The organism is Nitrospirillum amazonense, from assembly GCF_007828035.1.
Lineage (GTDB): Bacteria > Pseudomonadota > Alphaproteobacteria > Azospirillales > Azospirillaceae > Nitrospirillum > Nitrospirillum amazonense.
In genome coordinates this window covers 23,758-39,059 of record NZ_VITV01000020.1, presented here as the reverse complement: position 1 = coordinate 39,059, position 15,302 = coordinate 23,758, and the positions used below count along the sequence as shown (strand labels likewise).

The following is a 15,302-nucleotide window of genomic DNA, read 5'->3' as shown; positions in this document are numbered from 1 at the left end:
TTCGGGCATCGAAGCAGCCGGTTCTCAGGTAACAATGTTCGCCACCCTAGTGATGTGGGGATACAGATGCAAACATAAAGATGTCTTTATGTGATGCATGTGACGCAGGCGCCATGCGCTTTTGTGGTGGCGCGCATTGACGGCGATGGCGGTGCGTGCCTAGAAGCGGCTAGGACTGAATTCGTAGGGGACAGAGGGTGCCGCAGACGGCGGAGCAAGAGGGGCGCGGGCGCCGGGCGGTGGCCGTGATCGGTGCCGGTCCCGCCGGCCTGATGGCGGCCGAGGCGTTGGCCGGCAGGGGCATCGCCGTTACCGTCTATGACGCCATGCCCTCACCGGCGCGCAAGTTCCTGATGGCCGGGCGCGGTGGCCTGAACATCACCCATTCCGAACCGCTGGACCGTTTCCTCACCCGCTATGGCGCGGCGGCGCCGATGGTGGCGCCGTGGATCAGGCGCTTCACGCCGGACGACCTGCGCGCCTGGGTGCACGGCCTGGGTGTCGAAACTTTCGTCGGCAGCAGCGGCCGCGTCTTTCCCGTGGGTCTCAAGGCCTCTCCCCTGCTGCGCGCCTGGCTGCGCCGATTGGACGGGCTGGGCGTGACGCTGAAGGCCCGTCACCGCTGGACGGGTTGGGACGCCCACGGCGCCCTGACCTTCGACACGCCGGAAGGCCCGCTGGCGGTGGCGGCAGACGCCATCCTGCTGGCCCTGGGGGGCGCCAGCTGGCCGCGCCTGGGCTCCGATGGCGGCTGGGCGGCCCTGCTGGCGGCGAGGGGCGTTGACCTCGTCCCCTTCCGTGCCGCCAACGCCGGCTTCGACGTCGCCTGGTCCCCCGCCTTCGTCGAGCGGGCGGAGGGCCAGCCCCTGAAGCGCATCTCGCTGTCCTTCGCCGGCGAGACCAGCCGGGGAGAGGCGGTGGTGACCCGGACGGGCCTGGAGGGCGGCGCCCTCTACGCCCTGGGCGCGCCGCTGCGGGAGGCCATCGCCCGCGACGGCCAGGCGGTGCTGCACATCGATCTCAAGCCCGACCTGGACCTGGCCGCCATCACGGCGCGCTTGGGCCGTGCGCCGCCGTCGGAAAGCCTGAAGAACCGCCTGCGCAAGGCCCTGGGGCTGGAGGGCGTCATGCCCGCCCTGCTGCGCGAGGGCGCCACGCCCGCCGATCTCGCCACCCCGGCGGCGCTGGCCCGGTGTCTCAAGGCGCTGCCCCTCACCCTGGCCGCCATCCGCCCCATGGACCGCGCCATCTCCACCGCCGGCGGCATCAAGCTGGCCGAACTGGACGACCACCTGATGCTGCGCCGCATGCCCGGCGTCTTCGCCGTGGGGGAAATGCTGGACTGGGAAGCGCCCACCGGCGGCTATCTGCTGCAAGCCTGCTTCAGCGGGGCGCTGGCGGCGGCGGAGGGTATCGCCGCGTTTCTGGAGCGGGACTCGGGCCGGTCACGGCACGTGGGCCGGCCCGATGCCAGTGATTAGAACTTCGCCCGCACCCCGGCGGTGTAGCGGCGACCGTAGTAGTAGATTTCCCGCGCCTGGGTGGTGGTGTTGCCGTAGTTGTACAGGGCGGCGCCTGTCAGGTTGGTTCCTTCCAGGGTCAGCGTGATGTTGTCCGTGACGGCGTAGCTGAGGCTGGCGTCCAGGGTGCCGTAGGCATCGACATTGGTGTCCGAGCTGACCTCGTTGCCGAACCCGCTCATGTACGCGCTGCGCCAGGAATAGCTGAGGCGGGCGCCGAAGGGACCGTAGTCGTAGAAGCCCACCAGGTTGTAGCTGTTGTTGGACAGGCCGGGCAGCTGGTCCCGGACGGTACGGGTGCCGGTGACGAACAGGGTCGTGACATCGGCGTGGGTGAAGTTCGCCTGCAGCCCCAGGCCGTCGAAGGGGGCGGGCAGGAAGGTCATGACCTGTTGATAGGCCAGCTCGAACCCCCGGACCTCGGCATTGCCGCCGTTGGCCAGGGTGGTGACGCGGATGTCGCCGCGGCCGGGAATATTGATCTCTGTGTTCTTGGCGGTGATGTAGCTGTCCAGCTGCTTGTAGAACACACCGCCGGTCAGCGACGCGTCCTTGCGGAAATACCATTCCAGCGTGGCGTCATACTGGGTCGCCATGTAGGGGGACAGGTTGGGGTTGCCCCCGCTGCCGGTCGGCGCGTCGTTGGAAATGCTGAGACGCGGCGCGATGTCACCCAGGTTCGGCCGGGTCAGCACCCGGGCCACGCTGAAGCGCGAGACCAGGTAGTCGGTCAGGTCGGCCTTCACGTTCAGGCTGGGCAGCAGGTCGGTGTAGTTCTTTTCATAGCGCACCGGCGTGGCGGTGACGCCGTTGGTGGCGTAGCCGCTGGAGACCTGCCTGGTGTCCACCACGCGCAGGCCGGCGTTGCCGGTCAGCGGAATGCCCGCCAGGGCTGTCTTCATGTTCAGCCGGCCATAGCCGGCCGCGGTCTCTTCCGTCACCTTGAAGCCGTTGGCCAGGTCGGCGGCTGTCAGCGGCGTGTTCAGCAGCGAATTGTCGAAGTAGTTGGCGAAGAAGGCGCGGCCGTTGGGTACCAGCCAGGTGCGCGGGAAGTTGCCGCTGAACCCGCTCATGAAGTCGGAATAGGGGAAGGCTTCGAACAGGGAGGAGGGGAAGGCCCCGCCGGGAACACCCTTGACCCCCGCCTCGCTCACCAGGTCGCGGCGGAAATAGTCGCGCTCCCGCTCCCGGTACTCGCCGCCCAGCACCAGGCTGGACAGGGGGCCGACGTTCAGGTCGCGGGTGACGTCCAGGCGGCCACCCCAATCGTAATCCTTGCTGTCCTCATCGCGGTATTCCAGGCGGCGGCCGACGTAGCTGCCGGGGCTGTTGAGGTTGACCGGCGTGATCAGGTCATAGGCGGCCTCATACCCCCGGGTGAAATCCATGGTCAGCGGCAGGTAGACCTGCAGCCGGCTGCGGTGAATGGGGTCATCGGTGACGCTGTGCGCCGAGGAATAGGAGAAATCGCCGTCCACGGTCCAGGGACCGTCGGTCCATTTCTGGTTCAGGCCGGCGACGAACAGGTCGTGGCGCTGGCCGGAGGTTTCGCGGGACGCCATGGTGAAGACGTTGTTGAAAGTGCCGCGCACCATGGTGCCGTCCGTGACGGTGAAGGTGCCCGCCGCCGGCTTCACCGCGCTGTCGCCCGGATAGAAGTCGATGCCGTATTCGTCGTAATTGTCCTTCAGGCGGGAGAACAGCACGTCGACATTGGTTTCCCAATGCTCATTGGGCTGCCACTGCAGGGCGCCGTCCACCGTGTAACGGCGGCGATCCTCCTGCTCGATGGTCGGACGGATGCGGGTGGGGGTCCAGGTGTCGCCACCGAAGTACGGGTCCCAGGCCTTGGTGATCTGCCAGCCCGTGCTGTATTCGCGGTCCTGCCGCACCGAGCGTTCCATGTAGGAGGCGGCAATCAGCACGCCCAGGTCCCGGTTGGCGTTCACCCAGGACGCGATGCCGGACACGGACGGGTCCACCCGGTCGCGTAGATCGGAATAGCTGCCCTGGGCGTTGACGCTGGCGGTGGTGCCCAGGTCGAAGGGATGGAAGGTCAGGATGTTGATGTTGCCGCCGATGGCGCCCTCGTTCATGTCGGCGGTGGGTGACTTCTGGACATCGATGCGCGATACTAGTTCGGACGGCAGCACGTCGTAGCGGAACTGGCGGCCGTTCACGCCGCCGTTTTCCACGTTTTCATTCACCGCGATGCTGCGGCCGTTCAGCTGCGTGGTCTGGAAGTTGGACGCGAAGCCCCGGACGGCGATGTCCAGGCCTTCGCTGCGGCTGCGGGTCATGGTGATGCCGGTGACCAGCTGCAGCGCTTCCGCCACGTTCTGGTTCGGAAACTTGCCGATGTCCTCGGCCGAGACGGAGTCGACCACCTGGTCCGCCTGCCGCTTCACGTCGCTGGCCGTCTGCAGGCTGTGGCCATACCCGGTGACGACCACCTCCTGAATCTGATCCGCCGGCGGCGCTTCGTCGGCGTGGGCAGCAAGCGGGGCGAGGCAAAGGATCAGCGGCACGGCGGTGCGGCGCAGCAACATGCTCCGGAACATGGTAGGTCTATCCTATGGCGAGGAGGGGCCGATGCGGGCGACCTGATAACAGCCCTCGCGATAGATATTATTTAAAGTTGATTAAATAATTGCGACCTTGGCAATTTTGTCTTGGAATGCGCTGCCATTGTGGCGCCGCTGCTTGAATAAGAGCCCAGCCGCTGGTTCACCGCACCGGCACCGGAATGGCCGCCGTCGACTTCACCTCCTCCATCACCATATAGGTGTGGGTCTGGGCCACGCCCGGGATGCTGGACAGCTTGTCGCCCAGGAAGGCGCGGTACGCCGCCATGTCGGCCACCCGCACCTTGATCAGGTAGTCGAAGCCGCCGGCCACCATGTGGCATTCCTGGATCTCGTCCATGGGGGAGATGGCGTCGGCGAAGATTTTGAAGACGTCGGGGCTGGTACGGTCCAGCCGCACCTCGATGAAGGCCATCAGGCTGCGGCCCAGCCGTTCCGGGTCCAGCCGCGCCGCGTAGCCCTGGATATAGCCGTCGCGTTCCAGGCGCCGCACCCGCTCCAGGCATGGGGTGGGGGACAGGTTCACGCGGCGCGACAGCTCCACGTTCGACAGGCGCCCATCCTCCTGCAGGATGCGCAGGATGTTCAGGTCGATGCGGTCCAGCTGGTCAGCGGTTTGGCGGGTCATATTTTCATCGTCCGAAGGGCGTCTTCGCCGGAGGATATACTGAAAAATTGCGCAAATTGGCGGGAAATATGCCGGTGATCTCGCCATAATCCGCGACATTATCGCCCCACCCAAGCCCCAGGCAGTGTCATGTACCAGGCGACCGCCCCGTCCAGCCCTCCCTCCCCCTCCACGCCCGACCTTGACGGCCCCCGCGCCGCCCTGCGCCGGGCCAAGCATGTGAATGAGGAGACGGCGGTGCGCGCCCTGCTGGCGGCGCACGGCCTGACGGCGGAAGAGCGCCGGGCCATCGACGCCCAGGCGGTGGACGTGGTGAACGCCGCCCGCGCCCGCCGGTCGGAACTGGGTCCCCTGGATGCCTTCATGCAGGAGTTCGGCCTGTCCAATCAGGAGGGCATCGCCCTCATGTGCATCGCCGAATGCTTGCTGCGTATCGCCGATCCGGCCACGGCCGATCGGCTGATCGCCGAGAAGATCACGAAGGGGCAGTGGGACCAGCATCTTGGGCAGTCGGACAGCGCCTTCGTCAACGCCGCCGCCTGGGGCCTGATGCTGACCGGCCGGGTGGTGGAGGTCGACACCAAAAAGCAGGGCGACGCCCCCGGCCTGCTGCGCCGCCTGGTCCAGCGCTCGGGCGAGCCGGTCATCCGCGCCGCCATGATGAAGGCCATGCGGGTCATGGGCGAACACTTCGTCATGGGCCGCACTATCGCCGAGGCGGTGGCGGAAGCGAAGAAGGCGAAGCCCGAAGGCACCGTCCATTCCTATGACATGCTGGGCGAGGGCGCGCGCACTTGGGAGCAGGCGGACCGCTACCAGGCGTCCTACCTCAACGCCATCGACACGGTGGGCAAGGCGGCGGCCGGCCGCGGCCCTTACGCCGCCCCCGGCGTCTCCATCAAGCTGTCGGCCCTGCACCCGCGCTATGTCTTCGCCAAGCGCGCCGATGTCATGGCCCAGCTGCTGCCGCGCGTGAAGGATCTGTGCCTGGCGGCCAAGCGCTGGGACATCAACCTGACCATCGACGCGGAAGAGGCGGACCGCCTGGACATCTCGCTGGACCTGCTGGAGTCCCTGGCGCGCGATGGCGACCTCGCCGGCTGGAACGGCCTGGGCCTGGCCATCCAAGCCTATCAGAAGCGCACCGCCCATCTGGTGGACTGGCTGGCGGCGCTGGCCCGCTCCGCCGGGCGCCGGCTGATGGTGCGCCTGGTCAAGGGCGCCTATTGGGATACGGAGATCAAGTTCTCCCAGACCCAGGGCCACGCCGACTATCCCGTCTATACCAAGAAGGCGGCGACGGACCTCAGCTACCTGGTGTGCGCGCGGCGGATGCTGGCGGCCAAGGACGCGATCTATCCGCAGTTCGCCACCCACAACGCCTACACCATCGCCGCCATCCTGCACCTGGCGGGCGACAACCGCGACCTGGAGTTTCAGCGCCTGCACGGCATGGGCGACCTGCTGTACGCCGCCGCGCGCGACCGTCTGAAGAACGTGCCGCGCGTGCGCATCTACGCGCCTGTCGGCACGCATGAGGACCTGCTGCCCTATCTCGTTCGCCGTCTCCTGGAGAACGGCGCCAACAGCAACTTCGTCAACGCCTACATGGACCCGGCCATCCCGGTGAGCCAGGTGGTTGCCGACCCCATCGCCCTTTTGGAGGCTTTGCCCGTGCTGCGCCATGCCGGTATCCCGACCCCCGACAAGCTCTATGGTGACGACCGCGCCAACTCCCGCGGTGTCGACCTGGCGGATGAGGCCACGGTGCGCAGCTTGCGCGCCGGAATCGACGCCGCGCTGGCCCAGGCCTGGACGGCCGGCCCCATCGTCGGCGGTCAGGACCTGGCCGGTCAGAAGGGCCGCCCGGTGCTGGATCCGTCCGACCGCACCCGCACCGTGGGCACCACCGCCGACGCCACGGCGGAGCATATCGACCGCGCCCTGGCGCTGTCCGCCCAGGCCCAGCCCGGCTGGGACGCGCTGGGCGGCGAGGGGCGCGCCCGAATCCTGGACGCCATGGGCGACGCGCTGGAGGCCGACGCCCCGGCCCTGCTGGGCATTCTGATCCGCGAGGCGGGCAAGACCTGGGGCGACGCCGTCGCCGAGGTGCGCGAGGCGGTGGACTTCTGCCGGTATTACGCCGACCTCGCCCGCAAGCAGTTCGGCGCGCCCACCCGCCTGCCGGGCCCGACGGGCGAAAGCAACGAGCTGTCGCTGCACGGCCGCGGCACCTTCGTCTGCATCAGCCCGTGGAACTTCCCGCTGGCCATCTTCACCGGCCAGGTGGCGGCCGCCTTGGCCGCCGGCAACGCCGTGGTGGCCAAGCCGGCGGAGCAGACCACCCTGGTCGGCGCCCGCGCCGTGCGCCTGTTCCACAAGGCCGGCGTGCCGGGTGATATCCTGCACCTGCTGCCGGGCGATGGCGAGACGGTGGGCGCGGCCCTGGTGGCCGACGCCCGCATCGGCGGCGTGGCCTTCACCGGCTCCACCGAAACCGCGCGCCTGATCAACCGGGCGCTGGCCGCCCGCGACGGCGCCATCGTTCCCCTGATTGCCGAGACCGGCGGCCAGAACGCCATGATCGTCGACAGCACCGCCCTGCTGGAGCAGGTGGTGGACGACTGCATCACCTCCGCCTTCCAGTCGGCGGGCCAGCGCTGCTCCGCCATGCGCGTCCTGTTCGTGCAGGACGATGTGGCCGACCAGATGGCGCACCTGCTGAAGGGCGCCATGCAGTTGGTCACCCTGGGCGACCCGATGGACCTGGCCACCGACGTCGGCCCCATCATCGATGAGGATGCGAGGCAGATCCTGGTGGCCCATGCCGCGCGCATGGACCGCGAGGCCAAGCTGATCCATGCGTGCGACCCGGGCGCGGATCTCGCCAACGGCACGTTCTTCGGGCCGCGCCTTTATGAGATCGACAGCCTGAAGCGGCTGCCGCGCGAAGTGTTCGGCCCCATCCTCCACCTGGTGCGGTGGAAGGCCGACAGCCTGGACCAGGTGCTGGCCGACATCGATGCCACCGGCTACGGCCTGACCCTGGGCGTGCACAGCCGCCTGGAAGGCCGGGCGCAGGAGATTTTCCGGCGCCTGAACTGCGGCAACACCTACATCAACCGCAATATGGTGGGGGCCGTCGTCGGCGTTCAGCCCTTCGGCGGCCACGGCCTGTCGGGCACGGGTCCCAAGGCTGGCGGTCCGCATTATCTGCTGCGCTTCGCCACCGAGAAGACGCTGACCGTGAACATCACCGCCTTTGGCGGCAACGCCGACCTGCTTGGCCTCGGCGGCTGACCAGCAACGGCGCATCGTACCCCAAGACTCGGGCAAAGACTCGGGCTTGGAACACCCTGGGCAGTAGGGTCCGGATGGGGGCGGGCACTTGTGGCGATTGGCCATGGGTGCCCGCCTCTTCCTTTTGGGGGAGCTTTTCGCGGTTCAGCCCTGGCCTTTTTCCCTATAGGAACGCCGCACAGCCTTGGTTCGCCAGGGACTTGCGTTGACGGCCCGCGAGGGACATTCTGTCGCCAACGTCCGGCGGTGCATTTGGGGCAATGGCCGGCAGGGGGGTTGGAAGAGTCATGACGGAGAGTGTGGAAGCGCCGCTGGTCCTGATCGTTGAGGACGAGCCGGCGACCAGGGCCTTGCTGGCGGGATACTTTCATCAGGCCGGTTTCATGATCGCCGAGGCGGCCAACGGCAAGCAGACGCGGGAGGCCATCATCCGGCAACCCCCGGATCTGGTGCTGCTGGACATCGAGCTGCCGGACGAGGATGGTTTTTCCATCGCCCGCGACATACGCGAGATTTCCAACGTCGGCATCATCATCGTCACCCGGCGCGCCAACGAGGACGACCGTGTCTTCGGTTTGGAAACCGGTGGCGATGACTATGTGACCAAGCCGCCCAACCCGCGTGAGCTGCTGGCCCGGGCGCGCAACCTGCTGCGCCGGACCCATCCCAGCAAGATGCGCCGGGCCGAGGGCACCGTGCGCCGCTTCGGCGGCTGGACCATCGACCTGGCCCGTCGCCGCCTGATCGATACCCAGGGTGTCGAGGTGCGGGTGACGCGCGGCGAGTTCGAGCTGCTGGCCCTGCTGGTCCGGTCCGGCGGCCGGGTGGTGACGCGCGACCAACTGATCGACGCCGTCAGCGGTACCGACCGCAACCCCAGCGACCGCACCATCGACGTGCTGGTCAGCCGCCTGCGCCGAAAGATGAACGATGGCGGGGTCCAGCCACGCCTGATCCTGACGGAAAAGGGCCTGGGCTACCGCCTGGGCGCCGACGTGACCGGCCCAGCGTAATCCCGGGGTAACGTCCGAAACGCTGCGGGCCCGATCCGGCTGGATCGGGCCCGTTTCGTCTGAGCCGGATGGGCGTCAGTCCTTCAGGTTGGCACGAAATTCGTCCAGCACGGCCAGGTCGCTGCCCACCCGGGCCAGCAGGCGGGTGGCCTCTCGGATGCCTTCGTCGTTGTGGCCCTGGCGCAGCGCATGCTCCGCCTTGCGCGCCTGGGCCGACAGGGCGGCCAGCCCCACGGTCTGCGCGCCGCCGCCCAGGCGGTGGATCAGCTTCTGCAGCAGGGGCAGGTCCTGCGCCTCCAGGGCCGCGCGCACCGCCGCCACGCTGGCCGGCGCGTCGTCCAGGTATTTCTCCGCGATCTGGCGCACCAGGTCCGCCCCCAAGTCGTTGATGTGGGCGGTCAGCACGCCACGGTCCAGGGTGGGCGTGTCTTCAAGTGGCCAGCTTTCGGCCTCAGTGTGCGCGGTCATCGGCGTTTTCCGTTGCAGTCTTGGTTTGTTGTCTTGTTTGGCCTTCCACCGGGGAACGTTACAACACCCGGCGCCATTATTTTCACACAATGACGCGAGATTTTGACGGGGTTGTCGCCCGCGCGGACCCGATGTCGCCGTCAGAGATACCCACTTGGTCTGGACGCAATGCAGCATTTAGGGGGGCCGGCGGCTAAAATGCGCATGGCAAAGTGGCGTGAATTGTAACACGCTGATCCCGGGTTTCCCTCCCGCGACGTGACCTGGAAGAGGATAGTTTCACGATGTTCAATGCCCGCCGGCCCTTGTTCGCCTCTGCCATCGCGGCAGTGATGCTGACCACGGCGGGTGCCGGCCTGGCGCTGGCCGCCCCCAGCGACACCAATAGTGGCGAGCCCAATAGCGCCACCATCCAATGGGCCCAGAACATCCTGAAAGAGAAGGAGCTGTACGAGGGCCGCGCTTCCTCGCGCATGGACCCGCCGACCGTCGCTGCGCTGCGGCAATATCAGAAGGCCGAGGGACTGAAGGTCACCGGCAAGCTGGACCAGGACACCATCGCCCGCATGATGGAAGGCCGTCCGGTGGACAAGACGGTGGGCAATCTGGCCGATCCCACCAGCCGTGCCAAGGCCTCGCAGCCTCGCCTGAAGGAGGAGGACGTGCAGCCCAAGGCCGCCCGCTCCGCCGTGGGGGTGGAGAAAGGCGGCCAGGCCCAGGAAAGCACGGTGCTGAGCGTTTCGCGCAACCCGGGCCCTTCGGCATCGTCGGGGACGCCGGCCAATCTACCCCCGCCGTCCGTCACCCAGCGCCCGGGCGGGACGTCGACTGCCCAGCCGGCCCCGGGCCAGGACGCCACCAGCACCACCGGCGCCGGCCGCATCGCGGTGGAGACACAGTCCACCGGCGACACGCCGGAGCAGGCGCCGACCGAGATCACCGCGCCGGACTGGGCGCGCAACGCCCTGCTGGGCTTCGTCGGTGCCCTGCTGGCCCTGATGGCCGGCATCTGGTGGTGGAGCGGCCGCCGCCCCAGCCGCAAGGCGCCCAAGCGCGGCCGGCCGGGCGACGTCCGGCGTGAGCCCTCGCTGGGTGGGGAGAATACCCGCCTGCCCGATGGCCGTGTCATGCCCCGCCTGGGCGAGACACCGGCCCGCCCCAGCGGCCCGCCTGGCCTGCGCGTCGGCCGCTGAGCCGGCAAATTCCAGCCCACCGCGCCTCGATTCCGGGGAATTCAGTCGCGGCACCAGCGGCGCGACAGGACATTGCACGGCAGAGGCCCGAGTGTTCGCCAAAGCTGCGCCGCGCAATAAAACAACGAAATCGACCGGCCCAGGTCCCGCCCCTAAGCTTCGTCCTGCAGACAGTTCCGCCCCCGCCGCATGCGAATGGGCCGGATCACCGGCCCGGCGCCATGGTTCCGGGCCCCAGGCAGGAGAGTGCCCCCATGCTGTTCGACGCTCCGGATTTCGACAATCACGAGCTGGTCCTGTTCGGCCGTGACCCGGAGAGTGGCCTCAAGGCCATCATCGCCGTCCACGACACCACCATGGGGCCCGCCTGCGGCGGCTGCCGCATGTGGCCTTACGCGACCGAGGCCGACGCCGTGAAGGACGTCCTGCGCCTGTCGCGCGGCATGAGCTACAAGAACGTCATGGCGGGTCTGCCCCTGGGCGGCGGCAAGTCGGTGCTGATCGGCGACCCCAAGACCGCCAAGTCCGACGCCCTGTTCCGCGCCTTCGGCCGTATGGTGGAAAGCCTGGGCGGCCGCTACATCGCGGCGGAGGACGTGGGCATCACCGTGGCCGACGTGCAGCTCATGGGCCGCGAGACCAAGCATGTGGCCGGCCTGAACCACGGCGCCGCCGCCAGCGGCGATCCGTCGCCCTTCACCGCCTATGGCGTGTATCTGGGCATCAAGGCTGCCGTGAAGCACCGCCTGGGTACCGACAGCCTGAAGGGTGTGCGCGTCGCCGTGCAGGGCCTGGGCAATGTGGGCAGCCACCTGTGCCAGCGCCTGGCCGATGACGGCGCCGTCCTGGTGGTCAGCGATATCTTCGCCGACCAGGTGAAGCGGGTGGTCGATCGCCACGGCGCCACGGCCGTGGACCCCTCCGTCATCCATGCCCAGGACGTTGATGTCTTCGCCCCTTGCGCCCTGGGCGGTGTGCTGAACGAGCAGTCGCTGCCGCAGCTGAAGGCCAAGGTGGTTGCCGGCGGCGCCAACAACCAGCTGTCGGTGGACGCCATCGGCCGGCAGCTGCGGACCCTGGGCGTGCTCTACGCCCCCGATTACGTCATCAACGGCGGCGGCATCATCAACGTCGCGGGCGAGGTCGGCGGCACCTACAGCAAGGACGCCATCTTGGCGAAGGTGGAGGCCATCCACGGCACGCTGGCGGACATCTTCCGCCGCGCCGACGCCGACGACCGCCCCACCAACGAGGTGGCGGACCAGATGGCGCGCGAACGCCTGGCCGCCGGCCGCGCCCAGGGCATGGCCAAGGTCGCCTGAGGTCTTGAAGACCATGACGGAAGAGGTCGGCGCCCCGGTGGGCGGCCGGCCTTTTTCGTTGTGAATCAGGGTGATTATGATCCTTACGGCGGGGGTGACTTGGGTGTCGGGCCGCCTATATGATGCCGCCTGCCCCAATCAGGGGCAGGGGTATTCGAGGGGACGGGGCATGCAGGAACTGCGCGCGATCAGCTTCACCGAACGGGAGCTGATGACGGCGATCGTGGAATTCACCGGGCGCCTCAATCGCAAGCTGCCCGTGGGCATGGTGAAGGATCCCGTCATCGTCGAGGGGCCGCCCATCACTGTGCAGCTTCCCATCGAGGACGACTACGGCAAGATGCATGAGGCGACCTTCGCCGAGATGGAGGTGGCCGCGGCGCTGGTGAACTACTGCATGACGCGCAAGATCCGCATGCCGGCCAAGGCTGAAAAGGTGCTGCAGATCATCTCCGGCGCGGCCACGCTGGTCATCTGGCTGGGCGAGCAGGAGGTGGGCGCGCAGCGGAAGAAGGCCACGCTGCGCAACCGCTGACATGCGCGGCGCAAAGCCGGACATGTCACAGTTCGTCACGCGTTCAAGTCATGGCTGGGTCGCGGGACTGTTGACTCACGCATACAATTCCGGCACTCCAGAGCCCATCCTGTCGGGGAGAGGGCGCGCACATCAGGGTCCAATTCCCGGTCAGTTTGAATTTAACCGGTAAACCAGGACCTTTTGCCATGACCGACGCCGCCGCCGCCAATTCCGAAGCCGGCCAGATGCCTCCGTTCTATCGGGAGCCCGTTCCCGTCGACATCAGCCGTCACGGGGACTGGAAGCTGAAGCAGCAGCGGACGTTCTCTTACGCTGCCAACGCCAACGCCATTCCGATCGTGGGCGAGGAGTTCATCTCCCTCAACGGCCACTACCCCATCGTCTTCACCCTGGGCAACAACCCGGCCGCGGTGGTTCTGACCGGCGTGCGCCCGGACGAGAACCTGTTCGTCGACGGTGAGGGCAACTGGCGCAAGAACACGCCGATCCCGGCCTATGTCCGCCGCTACCCCTTCCTGATGATGGAGACCCCGGACCGGGAGCGCCTGGTGCTGTGCCTGGAAGAGGATGCCAACCTGGTGGGTCCGGACGGTGACGTCCCCCTGTTCGAAGGTGACAAGGCCGGCGCCGCGGGCAACGACGCCCTGAACTTCTGCGCCACCTTCAACCAGTCCGCCGTCGCCACCAGCGCGTTCTGCAAGGAACTGCACGACCGCGGCCTGCTGGTGGAACAGCGCCTGGATCTCACGCTGTCGCACGACAACAGCCGCATGACCCTCACGGGCTTCACCATCATCGATGAGAAGAAGTTCAACGAGCTGCCGGACGATGTGTTCCTGGACTGGCGCAAGCGCGGCTACCTGGGCCTGGTCTATTCCCACTTCATCTCGCTGTCCCGCTGGAGCATCCTGGCGGAACTGGCGTCCGAGCGGATACTGGCCAAGAAGGCCTGAGGTCGATAGACCCCATGAACGCGAAGGGCGCCGGTGAGGGATCACCGGCGCCCTTCGTCTTTACACGGGTCACCGACTTTACACGGGTCACCGACCTCAGCGGCGCGGCAGCAATGTCAGGCGCAAGCCGTCCAGTTCGGGCTTGAAGTCGATCTGGCAGGACAGGCGAGAGCGGCCGGGCTGGTAGGTCGGCTCCTCCTCCAGCAAGGCCTGTTCATCCAGGCTGGGTGGGGGCAGGCGGGCGGTCCAGCCGGCGTCCACCAGGACATGGCAGGTGGCGCAGGCGCAGGAACCGCCGCAGTCGGCGTCCAGCGGCAAGTCGTGATCGCACAGGTTTTCCATCACGGAGGCCTTCATATCCCCCTCGATGACGTGCTCCGCGCCATCGGCATCGATAACGTGGATCGTAGGCATGGGTCGTTTTCCTTGGGCTGCGGCGGCGGAACAGGACCATCCGCCGGGATGCCGGGGCCTGTGGGACCCGTCGGCCGGCGAACGATCGGGCTGGTGATAGTGAAATCCGCAGGCGCACGCGAGGCGAAAATCCGCAAGCCCACCCCGAAAAACCTTCGTGGCGATGCCTCAGCCCCCTGTCAAGCGCCCCTGCCTCGGTTATATTGCCGGATATCCATGGATGTGGCCCGCCGGCCCGGTGCCGGGCGGACCCCCTCCGGGCCCTCTGACCGGGACAGCGCATGACCTTGGAAATCCGCACCTTCTCCATCCGTGACGCCGCGCATGACGAGGACGAGACCCGCCTGGCCTCGTTCCTGCGTACGGTGGAGGTTTCGCGCATCGACACCGCCTATGCCGATGGGGCTTGGCGCGTGCTGGTCCAGTACCGGGACCTGCGCCGCAAGGAGGAAACCGCCCAGATCGAATCGGCCATCATCTCTGCCATCAACAGCTGGCGGACCGAGGTTGCCAAGTCGCTGGGCGTGGACAAGGAAGAGGTCCTGTCCAACGTCGTGGTGGCGGAGATTGCCCGTTATGCTCCTACGACGGAGATCGAGTTGTCGGTCATCAGCAGCGCCGCGGGTTTCGACGTGGCCGGCCGCGGCGGTCAGATCGTGCAGATCGTCCGCCAGACCATGGAAGAGTTGACCAATTGAGGCGCCTGCTGCTTGCCGCCGCCCTGACGCTTGCCGGCTTGGCGGCGGGTGCCTCCCGCGCCGACGAGGTGGGGTCGTTCAGCAACGACTGGACGGGCAATGAACTGACGGTGGAGGCGGTGCCCGACCCGGACATTCAGGGCGTGACCTGCCACATCGTCAGCTTCTCGCGCAGTGTCATCGACCGGCTGCGCAAGGGCAACTGGTTCGAAGACCCGTCCAACACCTCCATCTCCTGCCGCCAGACGGGCCCCATCGTCATCGGCAAGATCGACACCTCCAAGCATGGCGAGGAGGTGTTTTCCGAGCGCAAGAGCCTGATCTTCAAGTCCATCGCCGTCCGGCGAATCTATGACCGGGCCAACGACACCCTGATCTACGTCGTCTACAGCCGCCAGGTGAAGGACGCGTCGGCCAAGATGGCCATTTCAACGGTGCCGCTGTTCAACGCCAACCCCACTTGGACGAAGGGCAAGCCGGAGCGTTAACGCCCTGTTCAATCGAGGTAAAAAAGCGCACCTCTCCCCCGGCCGGCATACATCATTCGGTTGACTACCCACTTGGGCGGCGTCACCCTTTAGGCAGCATCCATACATCGGTGGTGCGTTCGGCTTAGGGGCGGGGCTGCCAATGGGCCGGAAGATGGCCTGGCGAGGACGGGGAGGGGCTT

At 67.4% G+C, this 15,302-nt stretch carries 13 protein-coding genes; 9 read left to right on the top strand and 4 right to left on the bottom strand.

The genetic code is table 11. The features are described 5' to 3' along the window. Positions 1 to 197: 197 nt before the first annotated feature. A complete protein-coding gene (locus tag FBZ87_RS28530) occupies positions 198 to 1,481 on the top strand; it encodes a BaiN/RdsA family NAD(P)/FAD-dependent oxidoreductase (RefSeq protein WP_281289020.1) in 1,284 nt (427 codons plus the stop codon). Here FBZ87_RS28530 and FBZ87_RS28525 read toward each other — a convergent pair. Next, a complete protein-coding gene (locus FBZ87_RS28525) occupies positions 1,478 to 4,081 on the bottom strand; it encodes a TonB-dependent receptor (RefSeq protein ID WP_145613959.1) in 2,604 nt (867 codons plus the stop codon). The two genes, FBZ87_RS28530 and FBZ87_RS28525, sit on opposite strands and share 4 nt — an antisense overlap. Before the next feature lie 166 nt (positions 4,082 to 4,247). Continuing rightward, positions 4,248 to 4,733 (bottom strand): Lrp/AsnC ligand binding domain-containing protein, encoded by a 486-nt coding sequence (locus tag FBZ87_RS28520; RefSeq protein WP_145613958.1) that lies wholly within the window; start codon positions 4,731 to 4,733, stop codon positions 4,248 to 4,250. 129 nt (positions 4,734 to 4,862) lie between these two features. Between FBZ87_RS28520 and putA the strand changes: the two genes are divergently transcribed. Together putA and FBZ87_RS28510 are read left to right on the top strand one after the other, a co-directional pair. Next, positions 4,863 to 8,033 (top strand): bifunctional proline dehydrogenase/L-glutamate gamma-semialdehyde dehydrogenase PutA, encoded by a 3,171-nt coding sequence (gene putA / locus FBZ87_RS28515; protein WP_145613957.1) that lies wholly within the window; start codon positions 4,863 to 4,865, stop codon positions 8,031 to 8,033. 287 nt (positions 8,034 to 8,320) lie between these two features. Beyond that, the gene (locus FBZ87_RS28510) at positions 8,321 to 9,046 is read left to right on the top strand and encodes a response regulator transcription factor (protein WP_145613956.1); all 726 of its coding nucleotides are present in this window, start codon (positions 8,321 to 8,323) and stop codon (positions 9,044 to 9,046) included. Between the two features lie 75 nt (positions 9,047 to 9,121). On the opposite strand, the gene FBZ87_RS28505 is transcribed toward FBZ87_RS28510, so the two are convergent. Continuing rightward, entirely contained in the window at positions 9,122 to 9,514 is a 393-nt protein-coding gene (locus tag FBZ87_RS28505) for an Hpt domain-containing protein (protein WP_186455040.1), read from the bottom strand. Between the two features lie 284 nt (positions 9,515 to 9,798). Here FBZ87_RS28505 and FBZ87_RS28500 point away from each other — a divergent pair, with 284 nt between their 5' ends. The 4 genes from FBZ87_RS28500 (at position 9,799) to FBZ87_RS28485 (ending at position 13,520) form a co-directional block, all read left to right on the top strand. Further along, the gene (locus FBZ87_RS28500; protein WP_145613954.1) at positions 9,799 to 10,707 is read left to right on the top strand and encodes a peptidoglycan-binding protein; all 909 of its coding nucleotides are present in this window, start codon (positions 9,799 to 9,801) and stop codon (positions 10,705 to 10,707) included. 254 nt (positions 10,708 to 10,961) lie between these two features. Beyond that, positions 10,962 to 12,029 carry a Glu/Leu/Phe/Val family dehydrogenase gene (locus FBZ87_RS28495; protein WP_145613953.1) on the top strand — a complete coding sequence of 356 codons (1,068 nt, stop codon included), beginning with the start codon at positions 10,962 to 10,964 and terminating at the stop codon, positions 12,027 to 12,029. Between the two features lie 169 nt (positions 12,030 to 12,198). After that, the gene (locus tag FBZ87_RS28490; RefSeq protein ID WP_145613952.1) at positions 12,199 to 12,564 is read left to right on the top strand and encodes a hypothetical protein; all 366 of its coding nucleotides are present in this window, start codon (positions 12,199 to 12,201) and stop codon (positions 12,562 to 12,564) included. Positions 12,565 to 12,752: 188 nt separating this feature from the next. Further along, positions 12,753 to 13,520 (top strand): SapC family protein, encoded by a 768-nt coding sequence (locus tag FBZ87_RS28485; protein ID WP_145613951.1) that lies wholly within the window; start codon positions 12,753 to 12,755, stop codon positions 13,518 to 13,520. 96 nt (positions 13,521 to 13,616) lie between these two features. On the opposite strand, the gene FBZ87_RS28480 is transcribed toward FBZ87_RS28485, so the two are convergent. After that, positions 13,617 to 13,934, bottom strand: coding sequence for a 2Fe-2S iron-sulfur cluster-binding protein (locus FBZ87_RS28480; RefSeq protein ID WP_145613950.1), 318 nt, complete (start codon positions 13,932 to 13,934; stop codon positions 13,617 to 13,619). A gap of 281 nt (positions 13,935 to 14,215) precedes the next feature. Between FBZ87_RS28480 and FBZ87_RS28475 the strand changes: the two genes are divergently transcribed. Further along, positions 14,216 to 14,632, top strand: a complete 417-nt coding sequence (locus FBZ87_RS28475) for an HRDC domain-containing protein (protein ID WP_145613949.1) — start codon at positions 14,216 to 14,218, stop codon at positions 14,630 to 14,632. Continuing rightward, complete coding sequence (locus FBZ87_RS28470; protein ID WP_145613948.1) at positions 14,629 to 15,120, top strand: CreA family protein; 492 nt, start codon at positions 14,629 to 14,631, stop codon at positions 15,118 to 15,120. Before FBZ87_RS28475 ends, FBZ87_RS28470 begins: the two co-directional genes overlap by 4 nt. The last annotated feature ends 182 nt before the right edge of the window (positions 15,121 to 15,302 follow it).